This window comes from Streptomyces cellostaticus, assembly GCF_001513965.1.
Lineage (GTDB): Bacteria > Actinomycetota > Actinomycetes > Streptomycetales > Streptomycetaceae > Streptomyces > Streptomyces cellostaticus.
On sequence record NZ_KQ948023.1, the window covers coordinates 73,938 to 98,505 of the forward strand.

The window sequence follows — 24,568 nt, forward strand, 5'->3', positions numbered from 1 at the left end:
CGCCGTACCGCACCAGACTAGCGGCGCAGAGCCTTCGGTTCGCCTGCCTCCACAGGCTGTGTGGAGTCCAGGTGCGCCCAGACGATCAGCCGGTGACTGTGCCCCCATTCGGGATCGCACGTGGTCAGCGTCAGATACCGGCCCGGACGTGTGTATCCCGACGTACGTGGCACAGGGTCGATCACCTCAACGTCGGTCGGAACGGTTTTGTAGGGCCCTTTGTCGATCCGATACGTGAACCAGGTGGTTCCGTCGGTGAGCACCACCGCATCGCCCGGCCGCAGCCGCGGGAAGTCCTTGAAGGGATCGCCGTAGGTGCGCCGGTGGCCGGCGACCGCGAAGTTGCCCTCCTGGCCGAGGCGGGCCGTCCCGGCGTAGTGGGCGAGGCCCTTCTTCAGCACGTCCGTGCCGGTGCCCTCCAGCACCGGCTTGTTCCACGTGAAACCGAGCCGCGGGATGTACATGATCGCGAAGGCCTTGCCGTAGTGGTACGCGGCCGGCTTCGGCGCGCCCGCCGAGGCCCCGGTGCTCCCTGCCGTGGCCCCTGCGCTGCCCTTCGACCACTGCTCGTGCAGCTGGTCGATCTGGTCGCTCATGACGCTGTCGGCCTGCACGCCCGTCCAGAACAGCACGTAGACGACGAAGAGCACGATCAGGGTGCCGACGGTGATGCACAGTTCGCTGACGGTCCTGACGATCACGCGCACCGGCGGCTCCTGACGGGGGACCTACTCCACTGGCTTCGCGTAGTGCAGATCCACTGTGCCCGAGTAGCCCGGCAGAGTCACCGTCCCGTCCTCGGTGACTTTCCAGCCGAGGCCGTAGACGTTGACGTACACCATGTAGGTCTGGATCGCCTTGCTCGCGGCGAGCGCCTGCTGGAGCCTGCCCGGGTCCCCGACCGCGGTGATCTTGTACGGCGGTGAGTAGACGCGGCCCTGGAGGATCAGGGTGTTGCCGACGCAGCGGACGGCGCTGGTGGAGATCAGCCGCTGGTCCATGACCTTGATGCCCTGGGCGCCGCCCTGCCACAGGGCGTTCACCACGGCCTGCAGGTCCTGCTGGTGGATGACCAGGTAGTCGGGCTGCGGCTCCGGGTAGCCGGGGAGCTTGGCGGTGGCGTTCGGCGGGGCGTCGTTGAGCGTGACGGTGATCGCCCTGCCCGTGAGCTTCTGGGTGCCGGCGCTCTCCTCCAGCCCGGTGAGCCTCTTGTCCTGGGCCTTGGTGCGGCCGTCGTCGCTCTCCGCGAGCGACTCCACGCTGTCGCGCAGGGCCGCGCTGGACTCGTCCAGCTCCTTGTTCTTGCGGCTGCGCTCCTGGATCAGGTCGGACAGCTTCAGCAGGGAGGAGTCCTTGCGGATGTCGGTGCCCTTGGCCGTGTTGAAGCTGGTGAAGAAGATGAGACCCGCCAGCGCGAAGACGGCCGCCGTGAGAATGCGCACCGGACGGAGGCGGGGGCCACGCGCGGGGCCGGGACCCGTTGATCCCGTCCCGGGGGAGTCGGCAGAATTGCTCAACGTACCCTTATCTCCTTCGGCGCCGCGGAAGCACTACGCTAACGGACGCCCGGGGGAGAGCTAAGTGTCCCCTTGTACGCTGCCCCGGACCGACCCAGTTACCTGCGCGGCCACGCAGCGCATCGACAGGAGAGACCCTCGTGCCGAAGTCACGTATCCGCAAGAAGGCCGACTACACGCCGCCGCCCGCGAAGCAGGCGCAGGCCATCAAGCTGACCAACCGCGCCTGGGTCGCACCCGTCATGCTGGCCATGTTCCTCATCGGCCTGGCGTGGATCGTGGTCTTCTACGTGACCGACGGGTCGCTGCCGATCGACAGCCTGGACAACTGGAACATCGTGGTCGGCTTCGGCTTCATCGCCGCCGGGTTCGGTGTCTCCACGCAGTGGAAGTAGCGCGGGCCCGGGCAGCTCTGCCCAGGGCTGTTCGCTGAGTTATCCACAGCCTTGACGCCCTGTCCACACCCCCCTGGGGAAAAGACTACGATCTGTGGATAACTCATCGGCCGTTGACGCCGGTGTGACTGCCCTACCGGGCCCATACACTCGTTCGCCCCCTGTCCGACCTGCGGAAATACATCCGAGCGACAGGGGGCACAGCTGTTCCCGCACAGCGTGCACAAGATCCGGCACACGCTGTGGACAACGGTTCGGTATCAGGTGAGCTGAGCGGTCCTGACCAGCGTCAGGACCACCACCACGACCAGGACGAGCGCACAGGTGCCGTACTGGATCAGCGTCCGCTTCTCGCGCGGGGCGTGGACCATGGCATAGCCGGTGACGACACCGGCGACAAGACCGCCGACGTGGGCTTCCCAGGCGATGTTCATCCCCGGGCTGAAGGTGATGATCAGGTTGATCACCAGCAGGGCGATGATCGGCCGCATGTCGTAGTTGAGCCGGCGCATGAGCACGGCGGTGGCGCCGAAGAGCCCGAAGATCGCTCCGGAGGCGCCCAGCGAGGGCTGGTTGGGCGCGGCGATCAGGTAGGTGAACGCGCTGCCGGCCAGGCCCGAGACGAAGTACAGGGCGAGATAGCGGGCGCGGCCGAGGGCGGCTTCCAGGGGGCCGCCGATCCACCACAGGCTGAGCATGTTGAACGCGATGTGGGCGTAGCCGCCGTGCAGGAACATCGCGGTCAGCAGGCGGTAGTACTGGCCCTCGGCGATGCCCTGCACGCCCGGGAGGAAGTAGGTGTAGGCCTGGCCGATGAGCTCGAAGCGGTTGGTGAAGCGGTCGCCCACGGACAGCTGCAGCAGGAAGACCGCCAGGTTGATCCCGATGAGGATCTTGGTGAACAGCCGGGGGTCCGCCGCCACCGTGCCGCCCGCGACGGTACGCGGCCGGGACGCGGCCGGGGGGTGGCCCGTGCCGGAGCCGCCGCGCACGCACTCGGGGCACTGGAAGCCGACCGAGGCGCTGACCATGCACTCGGGGCAGATGGGGCGCTCGCAGCGGGTGCAGCGCACGCCCGTCTCGCGGTCCGGGTGCCGGTAGCACACGGGCAGGCTTTGGGCGTCCTGCGCGCTGCCTGCGGCCTGTTCCATGAGATCCCCTTGCTGGTCGTGGGCTGTCCCCCCGGCAATACCCCGCCCCGCTCTTCCTTACGGACGAGCGGGGCGTTTGGTTCCCTGGGGAGGATTCCGGAGCGCGGGGGGACTCAGCCCTGGCGCTTGTCGACGACGACCGTCTCGATGACGACGTCGTTGACCGGACGGTGGTTCGGGAGGGTGATGGGCTCGGCGGCGATGGAGTCCACGACCTTCCGGCCGGCCGGGTCGGTGACCTCGCCGAAGATGGTGTGCTTGCGGTTCAGGTGAGGGGTGGGGCTGACCGTGATGAAGAACTGGGAGCCGTTGGTGCCCGGGCCCGCGTTGGCCATGGCGAGCAGATAGGGCCGGTCGAAGCGCAGGTCCGGGTGGAACTCGTCCTCGAACTCGTAGCCGGGGCCGCCGAGGCCGTTGCCCAGCGGGTCGCCGCCCTGGATCATGAAGCCGCTGATGACCCGGTGGAAGATCGTGCCGTCGAAGAGCTTGTCCTTGCTCACCACGCCGGTACCCGGGTTCGTCCACTCACGCTCCCCCTGCGCGAGTTCGACGAAGTTTCTGACCGTCTTGGGCGCGTGGTTCGGGAACAGCCGGACCTCGATGTCGCCGTGGTTGGTCTTCAGGGTGGCGTAGAGCTGCTCGGCCACGATCCGCCTTCCGTTGTCCTCGTGTGCCCCCAGATCCTCGCACGGCCGGGGGCGGGCGGCGCCCGACGGGAGTGAGTTCCTCCGTGAGGGAGCGCACGGCGGCGATTCGTGGGAGTGTCGTCAGGAAGCTCCCGTTGCACCCATATGCCCGCCCTCGCATGCCACGCAGGCTGTTGGCAGGCATGATCCGTAAAAGGGTGGAAAGTCGAATTACCGTACGCCACCGAGGAGGAGGAACCAGTGACCCGCATCGACAGCGTGCGCGCCGCGACCGGCTCGGCGAAGGACAGCGTGCTGCACGCCGCGGAAGTGGTGGCGCCCTACGCCGACACGGCCAAGGAGCGTGCCGCGTATTACGCGCAGGAGGCACGCGTACGGCTGGCGCCCGTGGTGTCGCAGGCCGCTGAGCAGGCCCGCGAGCAGTACGACGCCCGGCTCGCCCCGCGTCTGGAGCAGGCCCTTGCGCATGTGCCGCCGAAGGTGGACCTGGCCGCGCACGAGGCTGCCGTCCGTACCCGCAAGGCGGCCCGGCAGGCCGCCGAGTATTCGCGTCCGAGGATCGAGCAGGCGGTGGCCGCGGCCGCTCCGGTGGCGGACGAGGCCGCCGTGCGCAGTGCCGCCGCGCTGGCCGCGCTGCGCGGTCATGTCACGGCGCAGGAGATCCAGAAGCTGGCCCGCAAGAACGAGCGGCGGTCCCGGGCCGGCCGCGCCGTGAAGGTGCTGGCGCTGCTGGGCCTGGTGGCGGGCGGTGCCTTCGTGGCCTGGAAGTGGTGGGACAAGCAGGCCAACCCGGACTGGCTGGTGGAGCCGCCCGCCGCGACGGAGGTGCCCGAGTCCGGCCGGTTGAGTGCGGTGGACGGCAGCGGTACCTCGGCGCTGGATCCGGAGGTCCAGGCGAAGCAGGCCGAGGAGGATGCCGCCGACCGCGACGAGCAGGAGTGAGGCGGCCGCGTCCGTACGACGCCCGACCGAGCCGTGTGCAGGGCGAGGTGACCAGCGCCCGGCCCACGGCTCGTTTCACGTGAAACGACGAAGCCGAGCACCCTCCCCCGGCTTGTCGAGCGACGCTTCCGGCGGCCGGCCGGGCAACAGCCGAAGCCCGAACTGCCGTGCAGCACACCAGAGATGGCCGACTGTCCGGATCCCGACGGCCGTCTCGTCCTCAAGGACGACCCGTTCTTCGACACTGTGATCGACCAGGGCAAGATCGTGCTGCTGGGCGGCCCCGGGCTGGGCGCCCGCCCGTGCACCGACAGCGAGCAGCCCTGGGAGGAATCACATGCAATTCCGTTGTGCCGTACTGGACGACTTCCAGAACGTGGCGGCCACGTCCGCCGACTGGTCGGTCCTGGGCGACCGCGTGGAGGTCGTCTCCTTCACCGAGCACTTCGCCACCGAGGACGACCTCGCCGCCGCCCTCGCCGGGTTCGACTGCGTGGTCACCCTGCGCGAACGGGTGCCGTTCCCGGCCTCCCTGCTGAACAGGCTGCCCCGCCTGAAGCTGCTGATCGCCTCCGGCATGCGCAACTCGGTGATCGACTACGCGGCGGCAAGGGCCAACGCCGTGACCGTGTGCGGGACCCAGAGCTCCTCCACCCCGCCGGTCGAGCTCACCTGGGCCCTGCTCCTCGGCCTCGCCCGCGGCATCGTCCAGGAGAACAACGCCCTGCGCGACGGCGGCCCCTGGCAGTCCACGGTCGGTGCCGACCTGCACGGCCGCACGCTCGGGCTGCTCGGCCTGGGCAGGATCGGCAGCCTGGTGGCCCGGGTCGGGCTCGCCTTCGGCATGGAGGTCACCGCCTGGAGCCAGAACCTCACCAAGGAGCGCGCCGACGAGATCGGCGTACGCCTGGCCCCCTCCAAGGAGGAGCTGCTCGCGAGCAGCGACGTCGTCTCCGTGCATCTCGCGCTGAGCGACCGCACCCGGGGCCTGGTCGGGGCCGCCGAACTCGCCCTGCTCAAGCCGACCGCGTACCTGGTCAACACCTCACGGGCCGCGATCATCGACCAGGACGCGCTGCTCGCCGCGCTGCACGAGGGCCGTATCGCCGGCGCCGGCGTCGACGTCCACGACGTCGAACCGCTGCCCGCCGACCACCCGATGCGTACCGCGCCGCGCCTGCTCGCCACTCCGCACCTGGGCTATGTGTCCCGCGCCAACTACGAGCGCTACTACGGCCAGGCCGTGGAGGACATCCAGGCCTACCTCGACGGCGCCCCGGTCCGCGTCCTCGGCTGACCTGCGCAGCACGGGAAACCGGCACAAAAAGACCCCTCCAACCACGTTTCCGCAGGTCAGAGGGGTCTGATGAAGTGGAGCCTAGGGGAGTCGAACCCCTGACATCCGCCATGCAAAGACGGCGCTCTACCAACTGAGCTAAGGCCCCGGAAAGGGAGCGTCTGCCGGAGATCCAGCGTTCCGGCGGGCGCCGCAGACCAGAGTACCGGGTCACCCCCCGTATCCCGCAAAAAGATTGGGGGTCCCCGCGGATGACCACTCTCCGTAAGATGCTCGACATGGTTCGCTACAGCGAACCGCGGTTTTTCAGGGGAAGCGATGGGGAGACGCAATGGACGCCGCACAGCAGGAAGCCACCGCCAGAGCGCGGGAGCTCCAGCGGAACTGGTACGGGGAGCCGCTGGGGGCGCTCTTCCGTAAGCTCATCGAAGATCTCGGGCTCAACCAGGCCCGTCTCGCGGCGGTACTGGGCCTGTCGGCTCCGATGCTGTCGCAGCTGATGAGCGGCCAGCGGGCCAAGATCGGCAATCCTGCCGTGGTCCAGCGGGTGCAGCTGCTGCAGGAGCTGGCGGCACAGGTCGCGGACGGCAGCGTCAGCGCGGCCGAGGCCACCGACCGCATGGAGGAGATCAAGAAGTCACAGGGGGGATCCGTGCTCAGCAACACCACACAGACGACGAGTAATTCGGGGGCGCCGACGGTCAAGCGCGTGGTGCGCGAGATCCAGTCGCTGCTGCGCTCGGTGGCCGCCGCCGGCGACATCATCGACGCCGCCGACACCCTCGCCCCGACCCATCCGGAGCTGGCAGAGTTCCTCCGGGTCTACGGCGCCGGCCGCACCTCCGACGCGGTCGCGCACTACCAGTCCCACCAGAACTGACCCCAGGGCCCGGTTCACGGAGGGGGTCCGGGGGCCGGGCCGAGGGGGCAGCCCGTTTCAGGGCATGCGGGAGGGGCATGCGGGAGGGGTCGTATCGCTCGTCCGGGGGAAGCTCGTCCGGGGGAAAGAGGGGGAAACGAGGGGCTAGGGGGAGGAGCGACGGACTGTCATGGGTGAGGTCTTCGCCGGCCGGTACGAGCTGGCCGACCCGATCGGGCGTGGCGGCGTGGGTGCCGTATGGCGTGCCTGGGACCATCGTCGGCGGCGTTATGTGGCCGCCAAGGTGCTCCAGCAGCGCGACGCCCACGCGCTGTTGCGCTTCGTACGGGAACAGGCCCTGCGCATCGACCACCCCCATGTCCTCGCTCCGGCCAGCTGGGCCGCCGACGACGACCAGGTCCTGTTCACCATGGACCTGGTCGGGGGCGGCTCGCTGGTCCACCTCGTCGGCGACTACGGCCCGCTGCCGCCGGTGTTCGTGTGCACCCTGCTCGACCAGCTCCTGTCGGGGCTTGCTGCGGTGCACGCGGAAGGTGTCGTACACCGGGACATCAAGCCCGCCAACGTGCTGCTCGAAGCCACCGGCACCGGCCGGCCGCGGCTCAGGCTGTCCGACTTCGGCATCGCCATGCGGTTCGGCGAGCCCCGCCTGACGGAGACCAACCTCGTGGTGGGCACGCCCGGTTATCTGGCGCCCGAACAACTCCTGGGGTCCGAGCCGGACTTCCCGGCCGACCTGTTCGCCGTGGGGCTGGTCGCCCTGTATCTGCTGGAGGGCGCCAAGCCCGACGCCAAGGCACTCGTGCAGTACTTCATGGAGCACGGAACGCCCGGCCCGCCCAAGGGCGTTCCCGAGCCGCTGTGGCAGGTGGTCGCCACCCTGCTCCAGCCCGATCCGGCGGCCCGGTTCCGTACGGCCACGGGAGCGCGCAAGGCACTCGCCTCGGCCGCGGAACTCCTGCCGGAGCCCGGCCCCGACGACGAGCTGATCGAGATCTTCGACCAACTCGGGCCGCTGCCGCCCGGGTTCGGGGCCGACGGCCCGCTCAGGCGCGCCTCCGGAGTACGGGAGGGACAGCCGGCCACGGGCACCCGCGAAGCCGGCGCAGACGGCACAGGGAGCACGGCGAGGCCGGCCTCCGCCGCCGTACCCCTCGATCCCCGCCTCGGCGACGGCGGGACGCAGCACTCCGTGCCGTCCTCCATGTCGGACACCGGAAGCTTCCATCTCCCGCCCCCGCAGCCGACCCCGAGCCCCCAGCCGTACGCCCCTTACCACCCGCACGAGGGAAGCGGTCAGGCACAGCACGGCGTGCATCCCGCCGAGCAGCCGCCCGCCCCCGCCACCGGGCCTGCCGCCTCCTCCCCGCACGCCCCCACGCATCCGCAGCCGTACACCGGCGGGCGTCCCGCACCGGCGGCCCCGCCGCTCCCGGTCCAGGTCCCGGAAGCGCGCGGCGATGCCTCCACCGCTTCGTACACCGCCCGTGACCAGCGGTTTCCCGCTCCGGCGCAGCCCGTCGAGCCGCGCCCCGCCCCCGGCCACGGCCGCCGGGCCCGCCGGGCGAGCCGCCGCCCGGGCCCGCCGGCGAAGGCGGCGATCCCGATCCTGCTCCTCGCGCTGGCCTGCTACGCCGTGGGCTTCTGGGCGCTGACCCGCGTCTGAGCGCGCCGGGCCGCCACCGTCCATCCGCCCAGCACGAGCAGCAGTGCGGTCCCGGCGCCGATCCCGCCGACCGCGAGGGCCTCCATCGCGGTGTCACCGCCCCCACCGCTCCCGGTGACCGCCGCCTCCCGGTCCTGTTCCGTGACCGTGAAGACGCCGTCGGGCACGGGCCGCCCGGCGTACCCGGGCGCGCCGTGCGCCTGGCCGCCGACCCGCACCCGCAGTGTCACCGCGAACGGCCCGGTCCCGAACGTCCTGGCCAGCTGCTCGCTGAGGTGCATCACCAGGTAGTAGTCGCCGGCGAACCGCACCGCGCTCTGCCCGCTGAACACGGTGTACCGGTTGGCGTACTCCACGGGCGGCAGCGGGGCGAGGGCGGCGGACTTCTCGGTGCCGGTGTAGCCGAGGGAGGTGTCGTCGACGAATCCGCGGACGGGGTTGTAGAGCGACAGGTTCAGGGCGCCGCCGACGTATCCCCGGCCCGTGGCGGAACTGCCGAGTTCGGCGACGGCGTGCACCCGGCGGCCCCAGTCGACCGGCACCTTGTAGAAGAGGGTCTGGCCGGGGGCCATGCCGGTCCGCCAGACCCCTTCGCCCAGCGGGCGGGCCGTGGCGAACCCGGCGCCGCCCGAGCGACGGCGGGGCTCTCCGGAAAGAGGCTCGGGGGAGGCGGAGTCCCAGGTCCCGGGCGCGGTGGTGGGCCCGGCCTCGGCCAGACGCGGTTCCGCGACGGGCGCGATCTCCAGGTCCCAGCCCTGCGCCGAGCCCGAGCCCGCCGTACCGGAGCCCGCCGAAGCCTCGGAGTCGACGCGCTCCACCAGGACGTAGTACGCCCCCGATCCCTGGCACTGCGTCCCGCCCGCCTCGCGCTTGCCGAGAGCGGTGACGGGGCGGGGGCTCAGTCCGGCGCCGAAGCGTGCGGAGGCGTAGCCGCAGGGGCTGCCGTGTGCGTCCCGGACCGAGACGCGGATGCCGTCGGTGGCGGAGACGGTGGCGTGGGCCGGGGGCACGGCGGTGACGGGGACGTAGGCCGTGGTGGTGGCCGCGAGGTCCAGGCGGTAGTAGAGCTTGCCGTTCCTCGGGAGGGAGCTCCGGTAGGTCCGGCCGGGCTCCAGCCGTGCGGCGCCGGTGGTGTCCGTCGTGCCCGTGACCTGCCGGGCGTCCGGCGCGAACGCGTACGTCCCGTCCTGGATGCCGGCCGCTGTCCCGCCCGGCAGGACGGCCAGGGCGCACAGTACGGCGGCCACGGCCGCGGCCCGGGCTCCGGCACCGGCCGGCCGGCGGCCCCGCCACCACGTCGTACGCCCTCGCCCCCGCACGTGCCACCCCTCTGTCGCTGCGCACCCGGCCGTGGCTCATCCTGCCCCGAGCGCCCCTGCGCCATCCGTGGAATCCGTACGGCCGTCCGAAACGCCCCTCCGGCCCGTCCTCATCCCTCCGGTACCGGCCGGAGCGCGTACATCACCCGCCGGGAACCGGCAACACGACGCGGGGCCACGCAAGCGCCCCGGCCGTCCGGACAACACAAAACCCCGACCGCAAGGGCGGTCGGGGTCTGATCAGATTCTGGATCGGTACTCACGAACCCGTGGGCACGGAGTCAGTCGCCTCCGTCCACAGGTCCTGCTCGGCGCGATCCGCCTGGATCTGGCGGTACACGAGGAGCCCGCCGATGGCGGCCAGTGCGACCAGGAGCAGCTTCTTCACCGCGCGACCTCGTCTTTCCTTGACGTAAGGGGACCTCTGGCGCCCGACTATACACACCGACCGATATCGATCGGTGACCTGCGTCGGGCCCCAACTCCGGCCTCCGGAAGCGCAATAGGCGAGGTCGGGAACCGTTCCGATCGGAGGGTGATCAGACCCCCACGGACGGTGACTTTGCTCCCTCTTCGCTCACCCTCACCTGCCTTTGAGGGTTTTCCGACCTTCTTGCACCCATCCGAGTGGTGTTGATCTGAACATCGCCGCGCCACGGGCGTCGGTCCACCACTTCGCGACCCACATACACATCATGAGGAAAGTACGCAAATCGCCCAACCCGAAAGTGAGGGGACATGACCCAGAACAAGGTCATGAAGCTGTGGACCGCCATCGTCACCGCCTTCCTCGCGCTGTGCACGGCGCTCGGACTCGTCACCGCCACCCACGCGGCGGCCGCCACCCGGCCCGAGACCCCGAGCCAGAGCACCGCGCACCGCACGGCCCAGACGATCCCGGCGATGAACCACTGGGCCTGGTCCAATGCCACGGCCTTGCTGCCCCCCACGATGAAACAGCGGATCCGGGCCGAGGCCCACGGAAAGTCCCCCAGCTGCCGGCACCGCCCCCTCGCCGAGACACCGGCCGAGCCGGATACGGCGGACCAGTCCACAGCCCCCCTCGACTGCTAGCACGGCAGCAGGACGCAGGACCGCGGACGTTTCGACACCAAGGCGACTTGCGTACGCACCAGTCGACACGGACAAAGACCCCCGGCCGGACGCGGCCGGGGGTCTCGCGCTGTCCGGGGGGAGCCTGCGCCCGCCGCATCCGTCCCGATTCGTCAGCTCCACACGGCGAGTCGTAGCCTGGACGGGTGCCCAAGGCCTACGAGGAGATCGCGGACGACGGGCAGCACGGGCGCGACACGTCCGTACGGCGTCCTCGCACCCGGGTGGTGCGCGACAGCCGGCGCCACCAGTGGGAGAAGAACCGGGCCCTGCAGCCTTCGGACACGCGCGCCGGGACCGGCGCCACGGAGCACGACACCGGTCTGGCACCGGCCGACCTCGTCTTCTTCGCGCGCTACCGCACGCTCGAGGCGCCCGGCGCGCTGGCCGAAGCCTTCGGCGTGCCCGAGGGCACGGCACTCCTGGAACGCAGCTACCGCACCCGGTACGCGGCGGAGACGGCCCCCTTCAGCCTCGCGACCTCGTATCTCCTGCACGCCATGGTGGCGGCCAACCCCGCACTCCTGGACGAGTCCGAGGAGCCCTGGCCCGGCGGCACACCCCACCAGCTCTCCACCGTGGGCGTCGAGATCGACCGCATCGAGGAACGGTTCACCGCGCGCCCGCCGACCCCGCAGGAGGTGCGGGAGCTGGGGCTGCCGGCCGGGACGGCGGTGATCCTGCTCCGCAAGACGTCGTACGCCACCGACGGCCGGGTCGTGGACGTCTGTGACGTCGTGCTGCCCGGCGACCGTACGGAGTTGTTCTTCACCACGTGTCTGGAAAGGTGGTGAATGCTGCCGTGAGCCGGCGCGTCACCGTGATCACCGCTGTCCATGCCCCGTCCGCCCGTTTCCTGCCGGAGGCCTACGCGTCCCTGTGCGGGCAGCGGCTTCCGGACGGCTGGGACTGGCAGTGGGTGATCCAGGAGGACGGCAGGACGGACGCGGTGCGCCCCTACGTCCCCGACGACGCGCGGGTGAGTTTCCGTCAGGGGCGGCCGGGCGGACCCGGCATCGCCCGCACGATCGCGCTGGCGCACGCCGACGGCGCGTACGTGAAGGTCCTGGACGCCGACGACCAGCTCCCGCCCGGCACGCTCGCCCGCGACCTGGCCGTGCTGGAGGCCGACCGCACGCTCGGCTGGACGACGTCCCGGGTGCTGGATCTGCTGCCCGACGGCTCCACGGCCGGCTTTCCCGGCGACCCGGACGACGGCCCCGTCGAGCGCGGGGCCGTCCTGCGCTTCTGGAAGGAGAACGGGTACCGGGCCCAGGTCCACCCGGCCACGCTCTTCGTCCGCCGGGAGCTGCTGACGGCCCTGGGCGGCTGGATGGCTCTGCCGGCGTCCGAGGACACGGGTCTGCTGCTGGCGCTGAACGCGGTCAGCCGCGGGTGGTTCTGCGCGGAGGTCGGGCTTCTGTACCGCAAGTGGGACGGGCAGGTGACGGGACAGGCCTCGCACGTCGATCCGGCGGAGCGGGAGGCACGCATGGCGGTCGCGGAGGCCAGGGCCCGGGCGCTGGCCGCACTCGAGTGGGCCTATCCCGCCGGGCACTGAGCTCACCCCGTGCTCATTCCGTGAGGACGACGGCCTGTGAGGGGCACTTCTCGGCCGCTTCCCGCACCTGTGGATCGTCCCCGGCCCCCTCCTGTCCGGGCCGGACGACGCCGTATCCGTCCTCGAACGCGAACACGGACGGGGCCCGGTGCGCACACTCGGCCGAGCCGTAGCACACGCCGCGGTCGACGGACACCTTCATACGTCCTCCAGTCGTCGGTGACTTCCAGGACGTGACTGCCCGGCGAACCGCCCGCTGAACCGGCCGGGCCCTGTGCGGTGCGCTAGCGGGCCTGGCTCTCGCCGCCTGCCGCCGAGAGCCAGTGGGCGACGCGGCGGACCGTGGGCTCGTCGAGCCCCTCGACCAGGGCGCGCACCGCCTCCTCGTCCTCGGGGGAGAGGTCGTACAGACCTGCCTTGCTCAGACCGGCCATGAGCACCTGGTGCCGGCGGTCCGACATGCGTTCCGCGAGCCTGACCGGCTCCTCGGGGCGCTGCGGGGACGGCTGCGCAGAGGGGGCGGCCGCCTTGCCGGCCGGGGTGTCGAACCGCTGCCAGGTGCCGTCCCGCGGGCCCCACAGAGCGACCGTCACCTCGTCGCCCCGCGCCCGTACCGTCTGGGCCATGTCTCCTACGGCGTACAGCACGGGGGCCCGGTCGGGGGACTCCGCGCCCACCCGCCAGGAGGCCTGCGCCGGCTGGTAGAACATCGCGACCCAGCGGGGCACACCGGGCGGTTGCGGGCATTGGGGACGCTTCACCATGACACTCACCCCTTCGGGAACGACCGGGGAGCAGACCATATCTGACGTACCGTCAGCTTTCCAGGCGGCCGGTACCCCTGGCCTCTTCATGGCCGGCGTGGCACCCTGCCCGCGCCCGGCCCCGGACACCCCGCAGGGAGACCGAAGATGAGCGGACTCGAAGAGGCAGTGGCAGGCCCGTCAACAGCGGTGGCAGCGGCTCTGCGGAAGATCCACGCCGACCGTGCGCGCAGTGCGTACGACCGCGCCGCCGCCACCTGCCGGCATGCCGGAGTCGGCCAGGACGACGCCCAGCTCGTGCCGACCAGTCCCGTCGGCAGGGCCGCGGGCGCGCTGCGCCTGTCGGCCGGGTCCATCGCCGCGCTGGCCTCCAGCGCGCCCGATCCCGCGGCGGACGCGCGCTGCGCCCGCAACGCCGCCGCGGCGGCTGCTCTGGCGGCCCAGGTGGCCGCGGCGCGGGACGCCGGATCCGAAACCGCCGCCCCGGACTCTGCCGCCGCCTCGGCCCTGCGGGCCGCTCTGGCCGCTTCCCAGGCCGCCGCGACCGCCGCGGGCGGGACGGCACTGGGCAGGGACGGGTCGTTGAACGCCTGTGCCGACGAGGCCGAGCGACGCGCCGTCGCTGCGGCGCGCGCGGCAGGGTGGGTCTCCGAGGACCGCGAGGCGTAGGGGTCACCGGCCCGTCCGGTACCGGTCCCTCCCCTCGTGGGGACCGGTACCGGACGGGGCAGGTGGTCTCGATCCGTGCCGTGTCGGCAGATCGGCACGGATTCTGCGACGGCTCCGACGCCTGCGATGTCTCTGACGTCTTCGGCGGAAGTTGTCCGAGAACCTTCGACGCCACCTGCTGCTCTTCGCGCACTGAGCCGGTGGCTTGCCCGGACGGCATGTGAGGGGCTCGCCCCCCGACGTGATCCTGCCACCTGTGGCCCCGGACGAGGAGATTCCCGTCTCCGGTCCGGGGCTTATCCGCAGGTCAGCCGTATAGGGTGAGTTTTCCGGTCCGGACGTCCAGATACGGGGGGAAGTTAGGGGTGGGACCTTGGGTTCCGACTCAGGGGCACGCACAGCTTTCGCCGAGCGCCTCGCGCTGCTGTACAAGGAGGCCGGAAATCCTCCCCTGAAGAGCGTGTCCGAGGCGGTCGTACGACTGCAACGGGTGGACGAGCGCGGCAGGCCCGTGCGGGTGTCCGCCCAGCGCATCAGCGACTGGCGACGTGCCAAGAACGTGCCGGCCCAGTTCGCCGCCCTCGCGGCCGTCCTGCAGATCCTGATCCCCGAGGCGCGCCGTTCGCGGCCGGTTCCGGTCTCCGGCGGCCTGTACGACCTCGTGCAGTGGCAGCGTCTGTGGGAGCGTGCGCTGGCCGATCCGGCCGGCGACCGCCCGGCGGTGCCCGCGCAGGAGGACGACCGGCAGCCGCCGGCCCAGGCCCCGCCCGTCGCCGGCGGTGTGTGCCCGTACCGGGGGCTGGCTCCGTACCGCGAGGAGGACGCCCGGTGGTTCTTCGGCCGGGAGCGGAGCACGGATGCCCTGGTCACCCAGTTGCGCGCCGCGGAGAAGACGGGCGGGCTGATCATGCTGGTCGGCGCCTCGGGCGCGGGCAAGTCGTCGCTGCTCAACGCCGGCCTGGTGCCCGCGGTGCAGGACGGTGCACTCGGGGACGGGAACAGCCGGCCGAGCGCCGTGCTCCAGCTGGTGCCGGGCGTCGATCCGCTCGGCGAGCTGACCCGCCGTATCCCGGAACTCGCCTCGCTCGCCGCCGACGCGCGGGGCGCCGAGGAGGAGGCGGCGCAGAACCCGGCGGCGCCGGGGGCCGACGCCGCGCACTTCGCCCACGGCGTGCGGGAGGCCGTTGCGGCATGGGCGCTGCGGGAGGCTTCCCCGGACGAGCGCCCGGCCGGGCAACCGCCCCGCGAGGAGGCCGCGGACACCGGCCTCGCGGGCATCGGGGCACCGTCGGCCACCGATCCGGCCGCCGTCCCCTCCCCGACCGCCCGGCCGGTCCTCATCGTGGACCAGTTCGAGGAGACCTTCACCCTCTGCGCCGACGAGGCGGACCGGCGCACCTTCCTCCAGTTCCTGCACGCGGCCTGCACGCCGCCCGCAGACGGGGGCGGTCCCGCCCCGGTGCTGGTGGTCCTCGGCATCCGCGCCGACTTCTACGAGCAGTGCCTGCGCTATCCCGAGCTGGCCGACGCGCTGCAGCACCGGCACATGGTGCTCGGGCCGCTGACCACGGCGGAGCTGCGCGAGGCGGTGACCGGCCCCGCCAAGGCCGTGGGCCTGGAGCTGGAACCGGGGCTTGCCGAGCTGATCGTGCGGGAGGTGAGCGCAGACGGCCCGCGCGGGACGCATGACGCCGGAGTGCTGCCGCTCCTCTCCCACGCCCTGCTCGCCACCTGGCAGCGCCGGAAGGCGGGCCGGCTGACCCTGGCGGGCTACCGCGCGGCGGGCGGCATCCAGGGCGCGGTGGCGGCGACCGCCGAGCGCGCCTGGTCCAGCCTCGACCCCGCCGCCCGCGCGGCCGCCCGGCTGCTCCTGCTGCGCCTGGTCCGGCTGGGCGAGGACACCCAGACCACGCGCCGGCGGGGCACCCGGCGCCAGCTGGCGCAGGAGTCGGCGGACCCCGGCAAGACCGAGGAGTCCTTGGAAGCCCTGGTGCGCGCCCGTCTGGTGACCCTCGACGCGGAGACCGTGGAGATCACCCACGAGGCGCTGCTGCACGCCTGGCCCCGGCTGCGCCACTGGATCGACGACAACCGCAACGACCATCTGCTGCGCCAGCGGCTGGAGGAGGACGGCCGGGCCTGGGAGGCCTCGGACCGGGACAGCTCGCTCCTGTACCGCGGCTCCCGCCTCGAACAGGCCCGCGGCTGGGCGAAGTCGGCGGGGGACATCTATCTGACCCGCAGTGCGGTGCAGTTCCTGGCCGCCTCGGTCCGGCTGCGCAAGCGCACGGTCCTGATCAGCCGCGCCGCGGTGACGGCTCTGGTCGTGCTCGCCGTACTGGCCGCCGGTTCGGCCGTGATCGCATGGCAGCAGCGGGACGACGCCGTGTTCGAACAGGTGCTCGCGGAGGCGGACCGGGCCCAGCACACGGATCCGTCACTGGCCGCCCAGCTCGACCTGGTGGCCCACGATCTGCGCCCGCACGACCAGGGGGCGTACAGCCGTCTGATCTCGATCGTCAACGCGCCGCTGGCCACCCCGCTGCTCGGCCACACCGGCGCCGTCTACCTCACGTCCTTCAGCCCCGACGGCAAGACCCTGGCCACGGCCAGCTACGACCGGACCGTCCGGCTGTGGAACGTGGCCGACCGCAGCCACCCGAGACCGCTGGGCAAGCCCCTCACCGGCCACACGAGCTGGGTGAGCAGCGCGGTCTTCAGCCCGGACGGACACACCCTGGCCAGCGCCGGCGACGACGGCACGATCCGGCTGTGGGACGTGACCGACCCCGCGCACCCCTCCCGGCTCGGCTCGCCGCTGACCGGCCACAAGGGCACGATCTACCTGGTCGCCTTCAGCCCGGACGGGCGCACGCTGGCCTCCGCGAGCGAGGACCGCACCGTGCGCCTGTGGGACGTGGCCGACCCGCACAGGCCCAAGCCGCTCGGCGTGCTGGGCGGCCACACCGCCGCGGTGCGCTGCGTCGCGTTCAGCCCCGACGGGCGCACCCTCGCGGCCGGCAGCGACGACGACACCATCCGGCTGTGGAACACCGCCGACCCGCGCCACCCCGAGCCCCTGCGCACGGTGCTGACCGGCCACACGGACATCGTGCACTCGGTGGCCTTCAGCCCCGACGGGCGCACCCTCGCCAGCGGCAGCGCGGACGACACCATCCGCCTGTGGAACACCGCCGACCCGGCGCACGCGGCCTCGATCGGCTCGCCGCTGACCGGACACACCGGCCCGGTCTGGTCCGTGGCCTTCAGCCCCGACGGCGGCCGGCTCGCAGCCGCCAGCGCGGACAGCACGGCCAGCCTGTGGAACGTCGCCGATCCCCTGTCCCCCTCCCAGGTCGGCGAGCCGCTGGTGGGCAGCAGCGGCGAGATGTTCGCCCTGGGGTTCAGCCCCGACGGGCGCACCCTCGCCACCGGCAGCGGTGACAGCAAGGTCCGTCTGTGGTCGGTCCCGACGTCGGACATGATCGGCCGCAGCGGAGCGTTCCGGCCGGACGGCAAGGTGCTCGCCACGGCCGCGCGCGACGGCAGGGTCCGGCTGTGGAACGTGGCGGCGCCCGAACGGCCCGTGGCGCTGGGCAAGCCGTTCATGGGCACGGACGGCGGCCACCGTTCGATGATGTTCTCCCCCGACGGCCGTACCCTCGCCGTGCTGAACGGGACAGGGACGCTGTACCTGTGGAACGTCACCGTCCCGTCCCGTCCCGTCCCCGCCGGGCCCCCCGTCGCCCTGCGCACCCGCTTCGCGGGCTTCCACACGCTGGCGTACAGCCCGGACGGCCACACCATGGCCACCGCCTACCAGGACCGCACCATCCAGCTGTGGAACGTCACCGACCCCTCCCGTGCCGTCCCGCTCGGCAAGCCGCTCACCGGGCACCGGGGCTACGTCAACGCCCTGGTCTTCAGCCGGGACGGGCACACCCTGGCCAGCGGCAGCGCGGACCGCACCATCCGGCTGTGGAACGTGACCGACCCCCGCCACGTCACCCTGCGCGAGCAGCCGCTCACCGGGCACTCCGGCCCCGTCAACGCCCTCGCCTACAGCCCCGACGGCCGCACCCTGGCCAGCGGCAGCGACGACGACACCGTACGGCTCTGGAACGTCACCGACCCCCGGGCGACGACCGCGCTCGGCGCCCCCCTGACCGGCCACACCGAGGCGGTCACCTCGCTGACCTTCACCACGGACGGCCAGGCCCTGGCCAGCGGCGGGGACGACACCACGGTCCGGCTCTGGAACGTCACCCACCCTTCGTCGGCCAAACCCATCGGCCAGTCGATGAGCCCCTACGCCAAGACGGGCAACTTCCTGTCCTTCAGCCCCAACAGCCGTGTGCTCGGGGTGTCGAGCGGCGCGGACACGGTCCGGCTGTGGCGTCTGAACGCCGACGAGGCCATCCGGCACATCTGCGCGGTCACCAACGGCGTACTGACCCCGCAGAAGTGGCACGAGTACCTGACCCGCCTGTCGTACGACCCCCCGTGCCCCCGCTGACCGATCAAGATCAGCCAACTACCCAGCCGGACTGTGCTGTTGCCTCCCCCAGACCCCACAACCTTGTTACCCTTGGCCATAGCCCGATCGCTGGTGCATCCCCCGTCGCCAGCGGTCGGGCCTTTTTTCGTGTCGTGAAGCGGAATCCCTGCATGCGTTCGCACCCGGACACATGCACGCAAAAGACCCCCGGTCCAAGTGGGCCGAGGGTCTTCGTTCTGTGGGGCTAACAGGATTTGAACCTGTGGCCTCATCCTTATCAGGTCGATCACGGCCCTCCGAGGACTGGAGGAATCCGAGCCTCACGACGGTCTATCGACCGCTGGGGGCCGCGCTCGTCCGGTCTTGTTCGCCGCTGTTGGTGTCAGCGGCTGGTGTCAGACATCAACGACGGGCTTGACACGCGGCCGTGGGAGGTACGTCGCGATCATCTGCACAGCAATCAGAACGATCACTGCGACCACCAGCCACGTAGCCTGGCGCAGAACACCGGTCATCGTGTCGCCGTTGATCACGCAGGCCAGCACGACGGCCATAGCGATCACGGGTTCCTTGCCACTGTCAGTGGCTCGTGCGAGAGTACGAAACAGGTGGTGGTCCGGCAGCGGAGCGCCACCGAGAGCCGGGAAGGGCATAAGTCCTCCAGGGTCGAAGTTGGGGCGCGCCTGATTTCCTTCGCCAAGGGTGGGCGCGCCCTTCCTGTTACCTGGACAAGCTACGGCACGGCACTGACAGATGTGACGCCCGCAGAGTGCAGCAACTCGACCTGGGCTTTTGTCAGTTGGGATCGCTCTGTGGAAGCCCCTGTGGAGACTGGTCCATTTTCTGTGGACAGGGGGGTGTCTACGCAGCGTGAGCCATCCACACCCCCCTGCACGTTGCGTGACTAGTTTCCACAAGGCCTGTGGATAACTCTGCGTAGTGACTTGGAACACACCCCTTCCTGCACCCACCACCCTCCCCAGCTCCCATCCCGTCCGCCGTCGACCCACACACCGTGGAGCGGACGTGGTTCAGGGGCGTCAAGGTGGAGCGCGCCACTGTACGAACGACCTTGACGCCCCTGGGCCGCGTCTGCTCGGCTCTGCCTGGGTCGACGGTGGACGGGATGGGAGCCCCCGCGCACGCCACAATGGACCCGCGGGCGGAAACGGCGCCCCCTCCTCCCGGTGCCGGCCGATCCCCCGCCGGAGGCATGGTCTTGACCGTGGTCGCGCTGTGCGGTGATCGACTCATGGCCTCCGGCCCTATCCACAGTGGGCGCGCGTCGGCGCAGCGTGCGCGGAGCGGGCCGGAGGCAGGAGCGCAGCGCGCAGCGGAGCCGGGAAGCGCGCCCGGCGGAGCGGAGCGCAGCCGGGGCTTGATGAGGTAGAGAAACCTGTAACAGGTCCCGGGTCCCGGTCGAAAATCACTTGCCGAGTAGCGGTGTCAGCTCACGGTCGTCACGCATTCGGATGTGCGGCGCCTCGTCGCGCGAAGCGTCCGTGATGCGCGCCGCGTAGGCCTCGCTCATCGCCGCTCCTCCTTCATACCGGCTGAGCCATGCAACAGCGTCATCAGGCAGAGTGCTGGTCCGTGGCGAGAAGTCGGCTGGTGAAACCCTCGCGGCATAGCCGCTCGTACGCCTCCAACACGTCATCCGGTACGGGCTGGCTGATCATGTACCCCTGCTCCGGGTAGATCAGGAGTCGCTGAAGTGCCCCCACCAGCATGTCAATGACCAACCGGGCGTCCTGGATGGAGTCCGCGTACTCCTCCAACGTCATCGGAGTGGACGCGCTGACGATCTCGACTTCGGGCCACAGCTTGCGCGCCGTGGCGTAGGCGCGCTTCTCCTCGTACGGCTTGCTGATGAGGAGCACGGAGGAGACCTCCACTCCGGCCGCCTCAAGCACGGCTCTGGAAAGGCGGATGTTCTCGCCGGTATTGCGGGCGTTGGGTTCTACGAGTACGGCTGAGCTGGGAACACCGAGTTCGAGAGCTCGTTCGCGGTAGTGGACAGCTTCACCGCGAGGCATGCGTTCCCGCGTCGTAGGGCTGGTGGCTCCCGTGAACACAAGCAGGGGAGCCATGCCGCGCTTGTACAGGTCGACGGCCGTATCGGCCACACCCAGGTCATGGCTACCCAACCCGATCGCGACTGAGCACGGCCGCAAGGCATGGCCCATCTGATGGTAGTCCCACAGTCGCCGTGCGTCGGTCCATGCCTGAGTGGAGATCATTACTGCCCCTTCTCGCCCTTCGCCGAGTCCGGCACCTTGAAGTCGTATTCCCAGGCGAAGCGCGAAGCCGCGTGCACACCAATGGCGAACTCCACCACTGTGCCAGAGGCCGTGTACGTCGTCCGGTGCAGCTCGACAACAGGTTCGCCCGGCGGCAACTGCAAGAGCTTCACTTCGTCGGCCGTGGCCGCCCTGGCGAAGATCTCCTCTTTCATGTGGTCGATCTCGTATCCCGCGTCGTACAGCACGCGGAATCCGCCGCCGCGACCGGCGGGCCCCGGCGTCGGGTCCACCAGTCGTGTGCCCTCGACGTGTTCGGGCCGGTAGTAGCTGGTGAGGGTGTGGGTCGGCTGATCGCCTTCCTTAACCAGCCGCGCTCGTGCGTACACCTCCGCCCCCTCGTGCAGACCGTGCGCAGCGGCGACCGCGGGCGGGGCTTCCACGCGGCTGACGGTCTGGGTCTGCTCGTTGCGGCGATAGCTGCGACCAGAGGCCACGCGGTCCGCGATGAAGGCGACCTCGTCGCCATCGCGCCACTTGGCCTTGTCGTACCTGCCGATGCCGAGCCGCTTCAGCGGAACTCGTTGCCGTACGACGGTGCCGTGCCCGCGGGACGAGGTCACCAGGCCCTCGGCCTCAAGAGCCTTGTATGCCTGGTGGACGGTGGACTTGGAGCCCTCGCCTGCCGCAACAAGCTCCCTGATCTGCGGAAGCTGCTGGCCAGGCGCATACTCACCCCTCTTGATCTGCTCAGCCAGCTTGTCGGCCAGCTCCCGCCACTTCGGCGTCATCTCACGACTCCTCTCGATGAGACAAGTCAAGCACAGTCCCAGGACTGTTGACAGTCCCAGGACTGCGTGCCACAGTCTCCTTAAGCCGCTCGCAGTCCTAGGACAGCGAGTCTGGAGGGCCTTCTTTGGGCTGCTCCAAAGCATCGACTCAAGGAGTGCTTCATGCCGTCCTTCAAGATCGACACGTCGACCGCCGTGGTGTTCGTCGCGACCACGCCGGAACCGAAGATGGTCAACAAGAAGACCGGTGAGCGGGCCGTGGACCGGGAGACCAACGCGAGCCTCTCGACCGTGGGCCTGCTGGTCTCGGACGAGGGAGAGGGCAACCTCTACCAGGTGACCGTGCCGGAGACCGGCCTTCCCGAGGGGCTTCAGCCGGGTATGCCGGTCAAGGTCATCGGCCTGAAGGCGCGTGACTGGGAGAACGAGTTCAACGGCCAGAAGCGGCACGGGATCTCGTTCCGCGCGGTCGCGATCACCCCGGCGGCCTGACCATGACCGACCTGACGATGTGGCTGGAGGCTACGGGCGCCCTGGCGGGTGGCGGTGGTCTCGGCTATGCGAAGGTGCGCGCGCCGCGTGTGTACTGGTCCCTGGTCGGGATGCCGATTACCTGGGGCCGCTTCACCCTCTCGTACCGCTCCACGATGGATGTGTGCGGGCTGACGGTGCACCCGTCGGGCCTGCGGGCGTTCTTCACCCGCAGCGTCGCTCGTCGTGAGGTTCAGCCGGTTCCGCCGAAGATCCGCCGGGTGCGCGGCACGTCGACCGGGCTGCGGGTGACCCTGCGGCTTCCCGCTGGCCTGGAGCCCGCCGACGTGATCGCCTCCTCGGAGCGGCTCCGGCACGCCTGGGGTGTCCACTCGGTGACTGTGGTCGAGACGAAGCCCGGTTTCGTCGAACTGCGGATGACCGGCTATGACGTGCTGCGCCGGGTGAAGATGCCCCGCAAGGCCCGCCCGCACGACATGGCCGTTCCGGTCGCAGTGCGGGAAGACGGGACCGCGTTCGAGCGGGACTACCGCAAGGCACCGATGGCACTCACCCTGGGCGCCAACCACTCCGGCAAGTCCATGTATCAGCGCAACCTGATCAAGGGACTGGCGCAACTGCCGGTGGCCCTGGTCGGCGTCGACTGCAAGCGCGGGGTGGAACAGTCCGCCTTCGCGCCCCGCCTGTCGGCGCTGGTCACCAACCCCGACGATGCCGCCTCACTGCTGGGCGTCCTGGTCGCGGAGATGGAAGACCGCTTCGACCTGCTGAGCCGAAACGGCGTCTCCGACCTGTGGGAACTCCCCTCAGAGCTGCGCCCGGTGCCGGTGGTCGTCTTGGTCGACGAGGTGGCGGAACTGTTCCTGATCTCCTCCAAGAAGGATGAGGAGCGCCGGGAACGGATCGTCACCGCGTTGATCCGGCTGGCGCAGATGGCCCGTGCCATCGGCATCTACCTGGAGATCTGCGGGCAGCGCTTCGGTTCCGACCTGGGCAAGGGCGCCACCATGCTCCGCGCTCAGCTCACCGGCCGCGTGGTGCACCGCGTCAACGACAAGCAGACCGCCGAGATGGGTCTCGCCGACGTGGCCCCGGACGCTGTCCCGGCGGCGAGCCTGATCCCGATGAACCGGCCCGGAACCGCTGTCGCGGCGGACTCCTCCGGCGGCTGGTCGAAGATCCGTACCCCGAACACCTCGCGCGATGAAGTCGTGGCGGTCTGCCGGGAGTTCGCCCACCTGGTCCCGGAGCTGCCGTTCCTCGACCCGTTCCGCCCCTACGTTCCCGCCCCCGTGCCGGCGGCCGGTCCGTCGCTGGTCAAGCCCCGGCCCGTCACCGAATAACACCCGCTCCACCCCGGACGGCGCGACCGCATCGCGCCAGGTCCCTACCCGAGCCATGCCCGAACGCAGGGAGGTACGCCCCATGTCCGCCTCGATGTCCTTCCACCCGGAGCCCTCCACCTGGGTCCACGTTCACGACTACGGCACCGTCCACCCGCCCATCCTGGCCCTCGACGGAGACGGCTACCACCTGACTATCTCGGTCTTCGAGAGCCGCTCGCCCGCCGACCACAAGGCGTTCGCCGAGAGCTTCGCCCAGACGGTGACCGGCTACCTCGCGGCCGTGGACCGCTGGGCCGCCGCGCAGACCGCCGACACCGCGACCACGCAGGACGCGTGATCGCCGTGGCCGCACGGAAGACCCCCGCCCCGGTGACCGCCGACCCGGAGCCCGCGAAGTGCCCGACGTGCCACGGATCCGGGGAGGTCTCCCGCACCGTCCGCGTCGGACGCAAGCGCCGCACCGTCGGCCAGCAGACCGGCTTGTGCCTGGCCTGCCTCGGGTCCGGCGAAGCCCCCACCGACTGAATCCCGCCGGGGCTGGGCGGCCGGACACCGTTCCCCGCCCGCCCCTGGCCCGACTCCCCTGAAGGGAGGTGCCCCGCATGTCCCGACCGATCCGCCCGGATGCCGTACTCGTGCAGGCCGTCATCGCTGGCGCGCTGTCCTTCGCCCACCTGCACGACTTGGCCGAAGCGGCCGGACAGACCGGCTGGAAGGCATGGGCCTACCCGGTCTCGGTCGACCTGCTGTTGGTCGCTGCCTGGCGTCGGCTGCGCACGGCCCGCCGTGATCGCTCCGCGTGGACCTGGTTCGTGATCGCCTTGTTCGCCTCGCTCGGCGCAAACATCGCGACCGCCGGACTCCTCGACTTGGCCCACGTGCCCGCCTGGCTGTGCATCCTCGTCGCTGGCTGGCCCGCGCTGGCCTTCCTCGGCGGAACCCTCCTGGTCCACTCGCCCGCCGAACCGCCCGCTCCTGCACAGGCTGTGGACGAACCGGCGGCGCCGGAAGTCGAGATGCACCGCACCGACGAACCCGCCCCCGACCCGGCCCCCGTCGCGACCGTGACGGAGCTGGCTCCCGCCCGGCCCCAGCCCGCGCCCGGTGCCCCCGCTGTTCCGGTCGCGCTGCTCGACCACGCCCGGAAGATCGCTGATGCCCACCGTGCCTCCACGGGCTCCCCAATGCCTGCTGACGCCCTGTCCGCCCGGCTTCAACTGCCCGCCTCGATGGCCGACGCCATCGCCGCCGACCTCCAACTCACCTGACCAGGAAGGAGA

The 24,568-nt window shown here is 70.9% G+C and carries 26 protein-coding genes and 1 tRNA gene; 15 read left to right on the forward strand and 12 right to left on the reverse strand.

Annotated features, from left to right (window positions below; all coding sequences use genetic code 11):
- Positions 1 to 17: 17 nt before the first annotated feature.
- The gene (locus AQI88_RS18725) at positions 18 to 707 is read right to left on the reverse strand and encodes a class E sortase (RefSeq protein WP_067000294.1); all 690 of its coding nucleotides are present in this window, start codon (positions 705 to 707) and stop codon (positions 18 to 20) included.
- A 21-nt stretch (positions 708 to 728) separates the two neighbouring features.
- Positions 729 to 1,517 (reverse strand): DUF881 domain-containing protein, encoded by a 789-nt coding sequence (locus AQI88_RS18730; protein WP_067000297.1) that lies wholly within the window; start codon positions 1,515 to 1,517, stop codon positions 729 to 731.
- Between the two features lie 140 nt (positions 1,518 to 1,657).
- On the opposite strand from AQI88_RS18730, the gene crgA reads away from it, so the two are divergent.
- A complete protein-coding gene (gene crgA / locus AQI88_RS18735) occupies positions 1,658 to 1,912 on the forward strand; it encodes a cell division protein CrgA (RefSeq protein ID WP_053711550.1) in 255 nt (84 codons plus the stop codon).
- Between the two features lie 260 nt (positions 1,913 to 2,172).
- Here crgA and AQI88_RS18740 read toward each other — a convergent pair whose 3' ends face one another.
- Together AQI88_RS18740 and AQI88_RS18745 are read right to left on the reverse strand one after the other, a co-directional pair.
- Positions 2,173 to 3,063, reverse strand: a complete 891-nt coding sequence (locus AQI88_RS18740; protein ID WP_067000300.1) for a rhomboid family intramembrane serine protease — start codon at positions 3,061 to 3,063, stop codon at positions 2,173 to 2,175.
- 113 nt (positions 3,064 to 3,176) lie between these two features.
- Positions 3,177 to 3,710, reverse strand: coding sequence for a peptidylprolyl isomerase (locus AQI88_RS18745; protein WP_067000303.1), 534 nt, complete (start codon positions 3,708 to 3,710; stop codon positions 3,177 to 3,179).
- A gap of 240 nt (positions 3,711 to 3,950) precedes the next feature.
- On the opposite strand from AQI88_RS18745, the gene AQI88_RS18750 reads away from it, so the two are divergent.
- Positions 3,951 to 4,652, forward strand: a complete 702-nt coding sequence (locus tag AQI88_RS18750; protein WP_067000306.1) for a DUF5324 family protein — start codon at positions 3,951 to 3,953, stop codon at positions 4,650 to 4,652.
- 337 nt (positions 4,653 to 4,989) lie between these two features.
- Entirely contained in the window at positions 4,990 to 5,949 is a 960-nt protein-coding gene (locus AQI88_RS18755) for a D-2-hydroxyacid dehydrogenase family protein (protein WP_067000309.1), read from the forward strand.
- 75 nt (positions 5,950 to 6,024) lie between these two features.
- Here the strand turns inward: AQI88_RS18755 and AQI88_RS18760 are convergent.
- A tRNA-Ala gene (locus AQI88_RS18760) sits at positions 6,025 to 6,097 on the reverse strand.
- A gap of 183 nt (positions 6,098 to 6,280) precedes the next feature.
- On the opposite strand from AQI88_RS18760, the gene AQI88_RS18765 reads away from it, so the two are divergent.
- Together AQI88_RS18765 and AQI88_RS18770 are read left to right on the forward strand one after the other, a co-directional pair.
- On the forward strand, positions 6,281 to 6,829 hold the full coding sequence (locus tag AQI88_RS18765; RefSeq protein WP_067000312.1) for a helix-turn-helix domain-containing protein: 549 nt from the start codon (positions 6,281 to 6,283) through the stop codon (positions 6,827 to 6,829).
- Between the two features lie 169 nt (positions 6,830 to 6,998).
- Positions 6,999 to 8,495 (forward strand): serine/threonine-protein kinase, encoded by a 1,497-nt coding sequence (locus tag AQI88_RS18770; RefSeq protein ID WP_067000315.1) that lies wholly within the window; start codon positions 6,999 to 7,001, stop codon positions 8,493 to 8,495.
- Here the strand turns inward: AQI88_RS18770 and AQI88_RS18775 are convergent.
- The gene (locus AQI88_RS18775; RefSeq protein ID WP_079057654.1) at positions 8,459 to 9,814 is read right to left on the reverse strand and encodes a hypothetical protein; all 1,356 of its coding nucleotides are present in this window, start codon (positions 9,812 to 9,814) and stop codon (positions 8,459 to 8,461) included. The two genes, AQI88_RS18770 and AQI88_RS18775, sit on opposite strands and share 37 nt — an antisense overlap.
- A 259-nt stretch (positions 9,815 to 10,073) precedes the next feature.
- Positions 10,074 to 10,202 (reverse strand): DLW-39 family protein, encoded by a 129-nt coding sequence (locus AQI88_RS47770; RefSeq protein WP_003999697.1) that lies wholly within the window; start codon positions 10,200 to 10,202, stop codon positions 10,074 to 10,076.
- 350 nt (positions 10,203 to 10,552) lie between these two features.
- Here AQI88_RS47770 and AQI88_RS18780 point away from each other — a divergent pair, with 350 nt between their 5' ends.
- The 3 genes from AQI88_RS18780 (at position 10,553) to AQI88_RS18790 (ending at position 12,488) form a co-directional block, all read left to right on the forward strand.
- A complete protein-coding gene (locus tag AQI88_RS18780) occupies positions 10,553 to 10,888 on the forward strand; it encodes a DUF6344 domain-containing protein (protein WP_067000321.1) in 336 nt (111 codons plus the stop codon).
- Positions 10,889 to 11,073: 185 nt separating this feature from the next.
- Entirely contained in the window at positions 11,074 to 11,721 is a 648-nt protein-coding gene (locus tag AQI88_RS18785; RefSeq protein ID WP_067000323.1) for a UTRA domain-containing protein, read from the forward strand.
- A gap of 8 nt (positions 11,722 to 11,729) precedes the next feature.
- Positions 11,730 to 12,488, forward strand: a complete 759-nt coding sequence (locus AQI88_RS18790; protein ID WP_067000326.1) for a glycosyltransferase family 2 protein — start codon at positions 11,730 to 11,732, stop codon at positions 12,486 to 12,488.
- A gap of 13 nt (positions 12,489 to 12,501) precedes the next feature.
- Here AQI88_RS18790 and AQI88_RS18795 read toward each other — a convergent pair whose 3' ends face one another.
- Entirely contained in the window at positions 12,502 to 12,690 is a 189-nt protein-coding gene (locus AQI88_RS18795) for a ferredoxin (protein ID WP_067000329.1), read from the reverse strand.
- A gap of 82 nt (positions 12,691 to 12,772) precedes the next feature.
- Complete coding sequence (locus AQI88_RS18800) at positions 12,773 to 13,252, reverse strand: hypothetical protein (RefSeq protein WP_067000883.1); 480 nt, start codon at positions 13,250 to 13,252, stop codon at positions 12,773 to 12,775.
- Between the two features lie 147 nt (positions 13,253 to 13,399).
- On the opposite strand from AQI88_RS18800, the gene AQI88_RS18805 reads away from it, so the two are divergent.
- On the forward strand, positions 13,400 to 13,921 hold the full coding sequence (locus tag AQI88_RS18805; RefSeq protein ID WP_159050363.1) for a hypothetical protein: 522 nt from the start codon (positions 13,400 to 13,402) through the stop codon (positions 13,919 to 13,921).
- 373 nt (positions 13,922 to 14,294) lie between these two features.
- The gene (locus AQI88_RS18810) at positions 14,295 to 18,437 is read left to right on the forward strand and encodes a WD40 repeat domain-containing protein (RefSeq protein ID WP_067000336.1); all 4,143 of its coding nucleotides are present in this window, start codon (positions 14,295 to 14,297) and stop codon (positions 18,435 to 18,437) included.
- A gap of 377 nt (positions 18,438 to 18,814) precedes the next feature.
- Here the strand turns inward: AQI88_RS18810 and AQI88_RS47775 are convergent, their stop codons facing one another.
- The 3 genes from AQI88_RS47775 to AQI88_RS18825 all read right to left on the reverse strand — a co-directional run bounded on the left by AQI88_RS47775 (position 18,815) and on the right by AQI88_RS18825 (position 21,450).
- Entirely contained in the window at positions 18,815 to 18,973 is a 159-nt protein-coding gene (locus AQI88_RS47775) for a hypothetical protein (RefSeq protein WP_244184216.1), read from the reverse strand.
- Between the two features lie 1,020 nt (positions 18,974 to 19,993).
- On the reverse strand, positions 19,994 to 20,659 hold the full coding sequence (locus AQI88_RS18820; protein WP_067000342.1) for a YdcF family protein: 666 nt from the start codon (positions 20,657 to 20,659) through the stop codon (positions 19,994 to 19,996).
- Complete coding sequence (locus tag AQI88_RS18825; RefSeq protein WP_067000345.1) at positions 20,659 to 21,450, reverse strand: GntR family transcriptional regulator; 792 nt, start codon at positions 21,448 to 21,450, stop codon at positions 20,659 to 20,661. The genes AQI88_RS18820 and AQI88_RS18825 overlap by 1 nt, the downstream gene beginning before the upstream one ends.
- Before the next feature lie 162 nt (positions 21,451 to 21,612).
- On the opposite strand from AQI88_RS18825, the gene AQI88_RS18830 reads away from it, so the two are divergent.
- The 5 genes from AQI88_RS18830 (at position 21,613) to AQI88_RS18850 (ending at position 24,556) form a co-directional block, all read left to right on the forward strand.
- On the forward strand, positions 21,613 to 21,942 hold the full coding sequence (locus AQI88_RS18830) for an SCO3933 family regulatory protein (RefSeq protein ID WP_067000348.1): 330 nt from the start codon (positions 21,613 to 21,615) through the stop codon (positions 21,940 to 21,942).
- A 2-nt stretch (positions 21,943 to 21,944) separates the two neighbouring features.
- Positions 21,945 to 23,285, forward strand: coding sequence for an FtsK/SpoIIIE domain-containing protein (locus tag AQI88_RS18835; protein ID WP_067000351.1), 1,341 nt, complete (start codon positions 21,945 to 21,947; stop codon positions 23,283 to 23,285).
- Positions 23,286 to 23,367: 82 nt separating this feature from the next.
- Entirely contained in the window at positions 23,368 to 23,625 is a 258-nt protein-coding gene (locus AQI88_RS18840; RefSeq protein WP_067000354.1) for a hypothetical protein, read from the forward strand.
- Entirely contained in the window at positions 23,622 to 23,813 is a 192-nt protein-coding gene (locus AQI88_RS18845) for a hypothetical protein (RefSeq protein WP_079057657.1), read from the forward strand. The genes AQI88_RS18840 and AQI88_RS18845 overlap by 4 nt, the downstream gene beginning before the upstream one ends.
- A 77-nt stretch (positions 23,814 to 23,890) precedes the next feature.
- Positions 23,891 to 24,556 (forward strand): DUF2637 domain-containing protein, encoded by a 666-nt coding sequence (locus AQI88_RS18850; protein ID WP_067000357.1) that lies wholly within the window; start codon positions 23,891 to 23,893, stop codon positions 24,554 to 24,556.
- The last annotated feature ends 12 nt before the right edge of the window (positions 24,557 to 24,568 follow it).

What these genes read in the sequence shown, in the direction of transcription:
- AQI88_RS18740 (WP_067000300.1), bottom strand. Translation starts at nt 3,063, where the DNA reads ATGGAACAGGCCGCAGGCAGCGCGCAGGACGCCCAAAGCCTGCCCGTG.
- AQI88_RS18755 (WP_067000309.1), top strand. Translation starts at nt 4,990, where the DNA reads ATGCAATTCCGTTGTGCCGTACTGGACGACTTCCAGAACGTGGCGGCC.
- AQI88_RS18765 (WP_067000312.1), top strand. Translation starts at nt 6,281, where the DNA reads ATGGACGCCGCACAGCAGGAAGCCACCGCCAGAGCGCGGGAGCTCCAG.
- AQI88_RS18770 (WP_067000315.1), top strand. Translation starts at nt 6,999, where the DNA reads ATGGGTGAGGTCTTCGCCGGCCGGTACGAGCTGGCCGACCCGATCGGG.
- AQI88_RS18780 (WP_067000321.1), top strand. Translation starts at nt 10,553, where the DNA reads ATGACCCAGAACAAGGTCATGAAGCTGTGGACCGCCATCGTCACCGCC.
- AQI88_RS18795 (WP_067000329.1), bottom strand. Translation starts at nt 12,690, where the DNA reads ATGAAGGTGTCCGTCGACCGCGGCGTGTGCTACGGCTCGGCCGAGTGT.
- AQI88_RS18800 (WP_067000883.1), bottom strand. Translation starts at nt 13,252, where the DNA reads ATGGTGAAGCGTCCCCAATGCCCGCAACCGCCCGGTGTGCCCCGCTGG.
- AQI88_RS18805 (WP_159050363.1), top strand. Translation starts at nt 13,400, where the DNA reads ATGAGCGGACTCGAAGAGGCAGTGGCAGGCCCGTCAACAGCGGTGGCA.
- AQI88_RS47775 (WP_244184216.1), bottom strand. Translation starts at nt 18,973, where the DNA reads ATGGCCGTCGTGCTGGCCTGCGTGATCAACGGCGACACGATGACCGGT.
- AQI88_RS18820 (WP_067000342.1), bottom strand. Translation starts at nt 20,659, where the DNA reads ATGATCTCCACTCAGGCATGGACCGACGCACGGCGACTGTGGGACTAC.
- AQI88_RS18825 (WP_067000345.1), bottom strand. Translation starts at nt 21,450, where the DNA reads ATGACGCCGAAGTGGCGGGAGCTGGCCGACAAGCTGGCTGAGCAGATC.
- AQI88_RS18830 (WP_067000348.1), top strand. Translation starts at nt 21,613, where the DNA reads ATGCCGTCCTTCAAGATCGACACGTCGACCGCCGTGGTGTTCGTCGCG.
- AQI88_RS18835 (WP_067000351.1), top strand. Translation starts at nt 21,945, where the DNA reads ATGACCGACCTGACGATGTGGCTGGAGGCTACGGGCGCCCTGGCGGGT.
- AQI88_RS18840 (WP_067000354.1), top strand. Translation starts at nt 23,368, where the DNA reads ATGTCCGCCTCGATGTCCTTCCACCCGGAGCCCTCCACCTGGGTCCAC.
- AQI88_RS18850 (WP_067000357.1), top strand. Translation starts at nt 23,891, where the DNA reads ATGTCCCGACCGATCCGCCCGGATGCCGTACTCGTGCAGGCCGTCATC.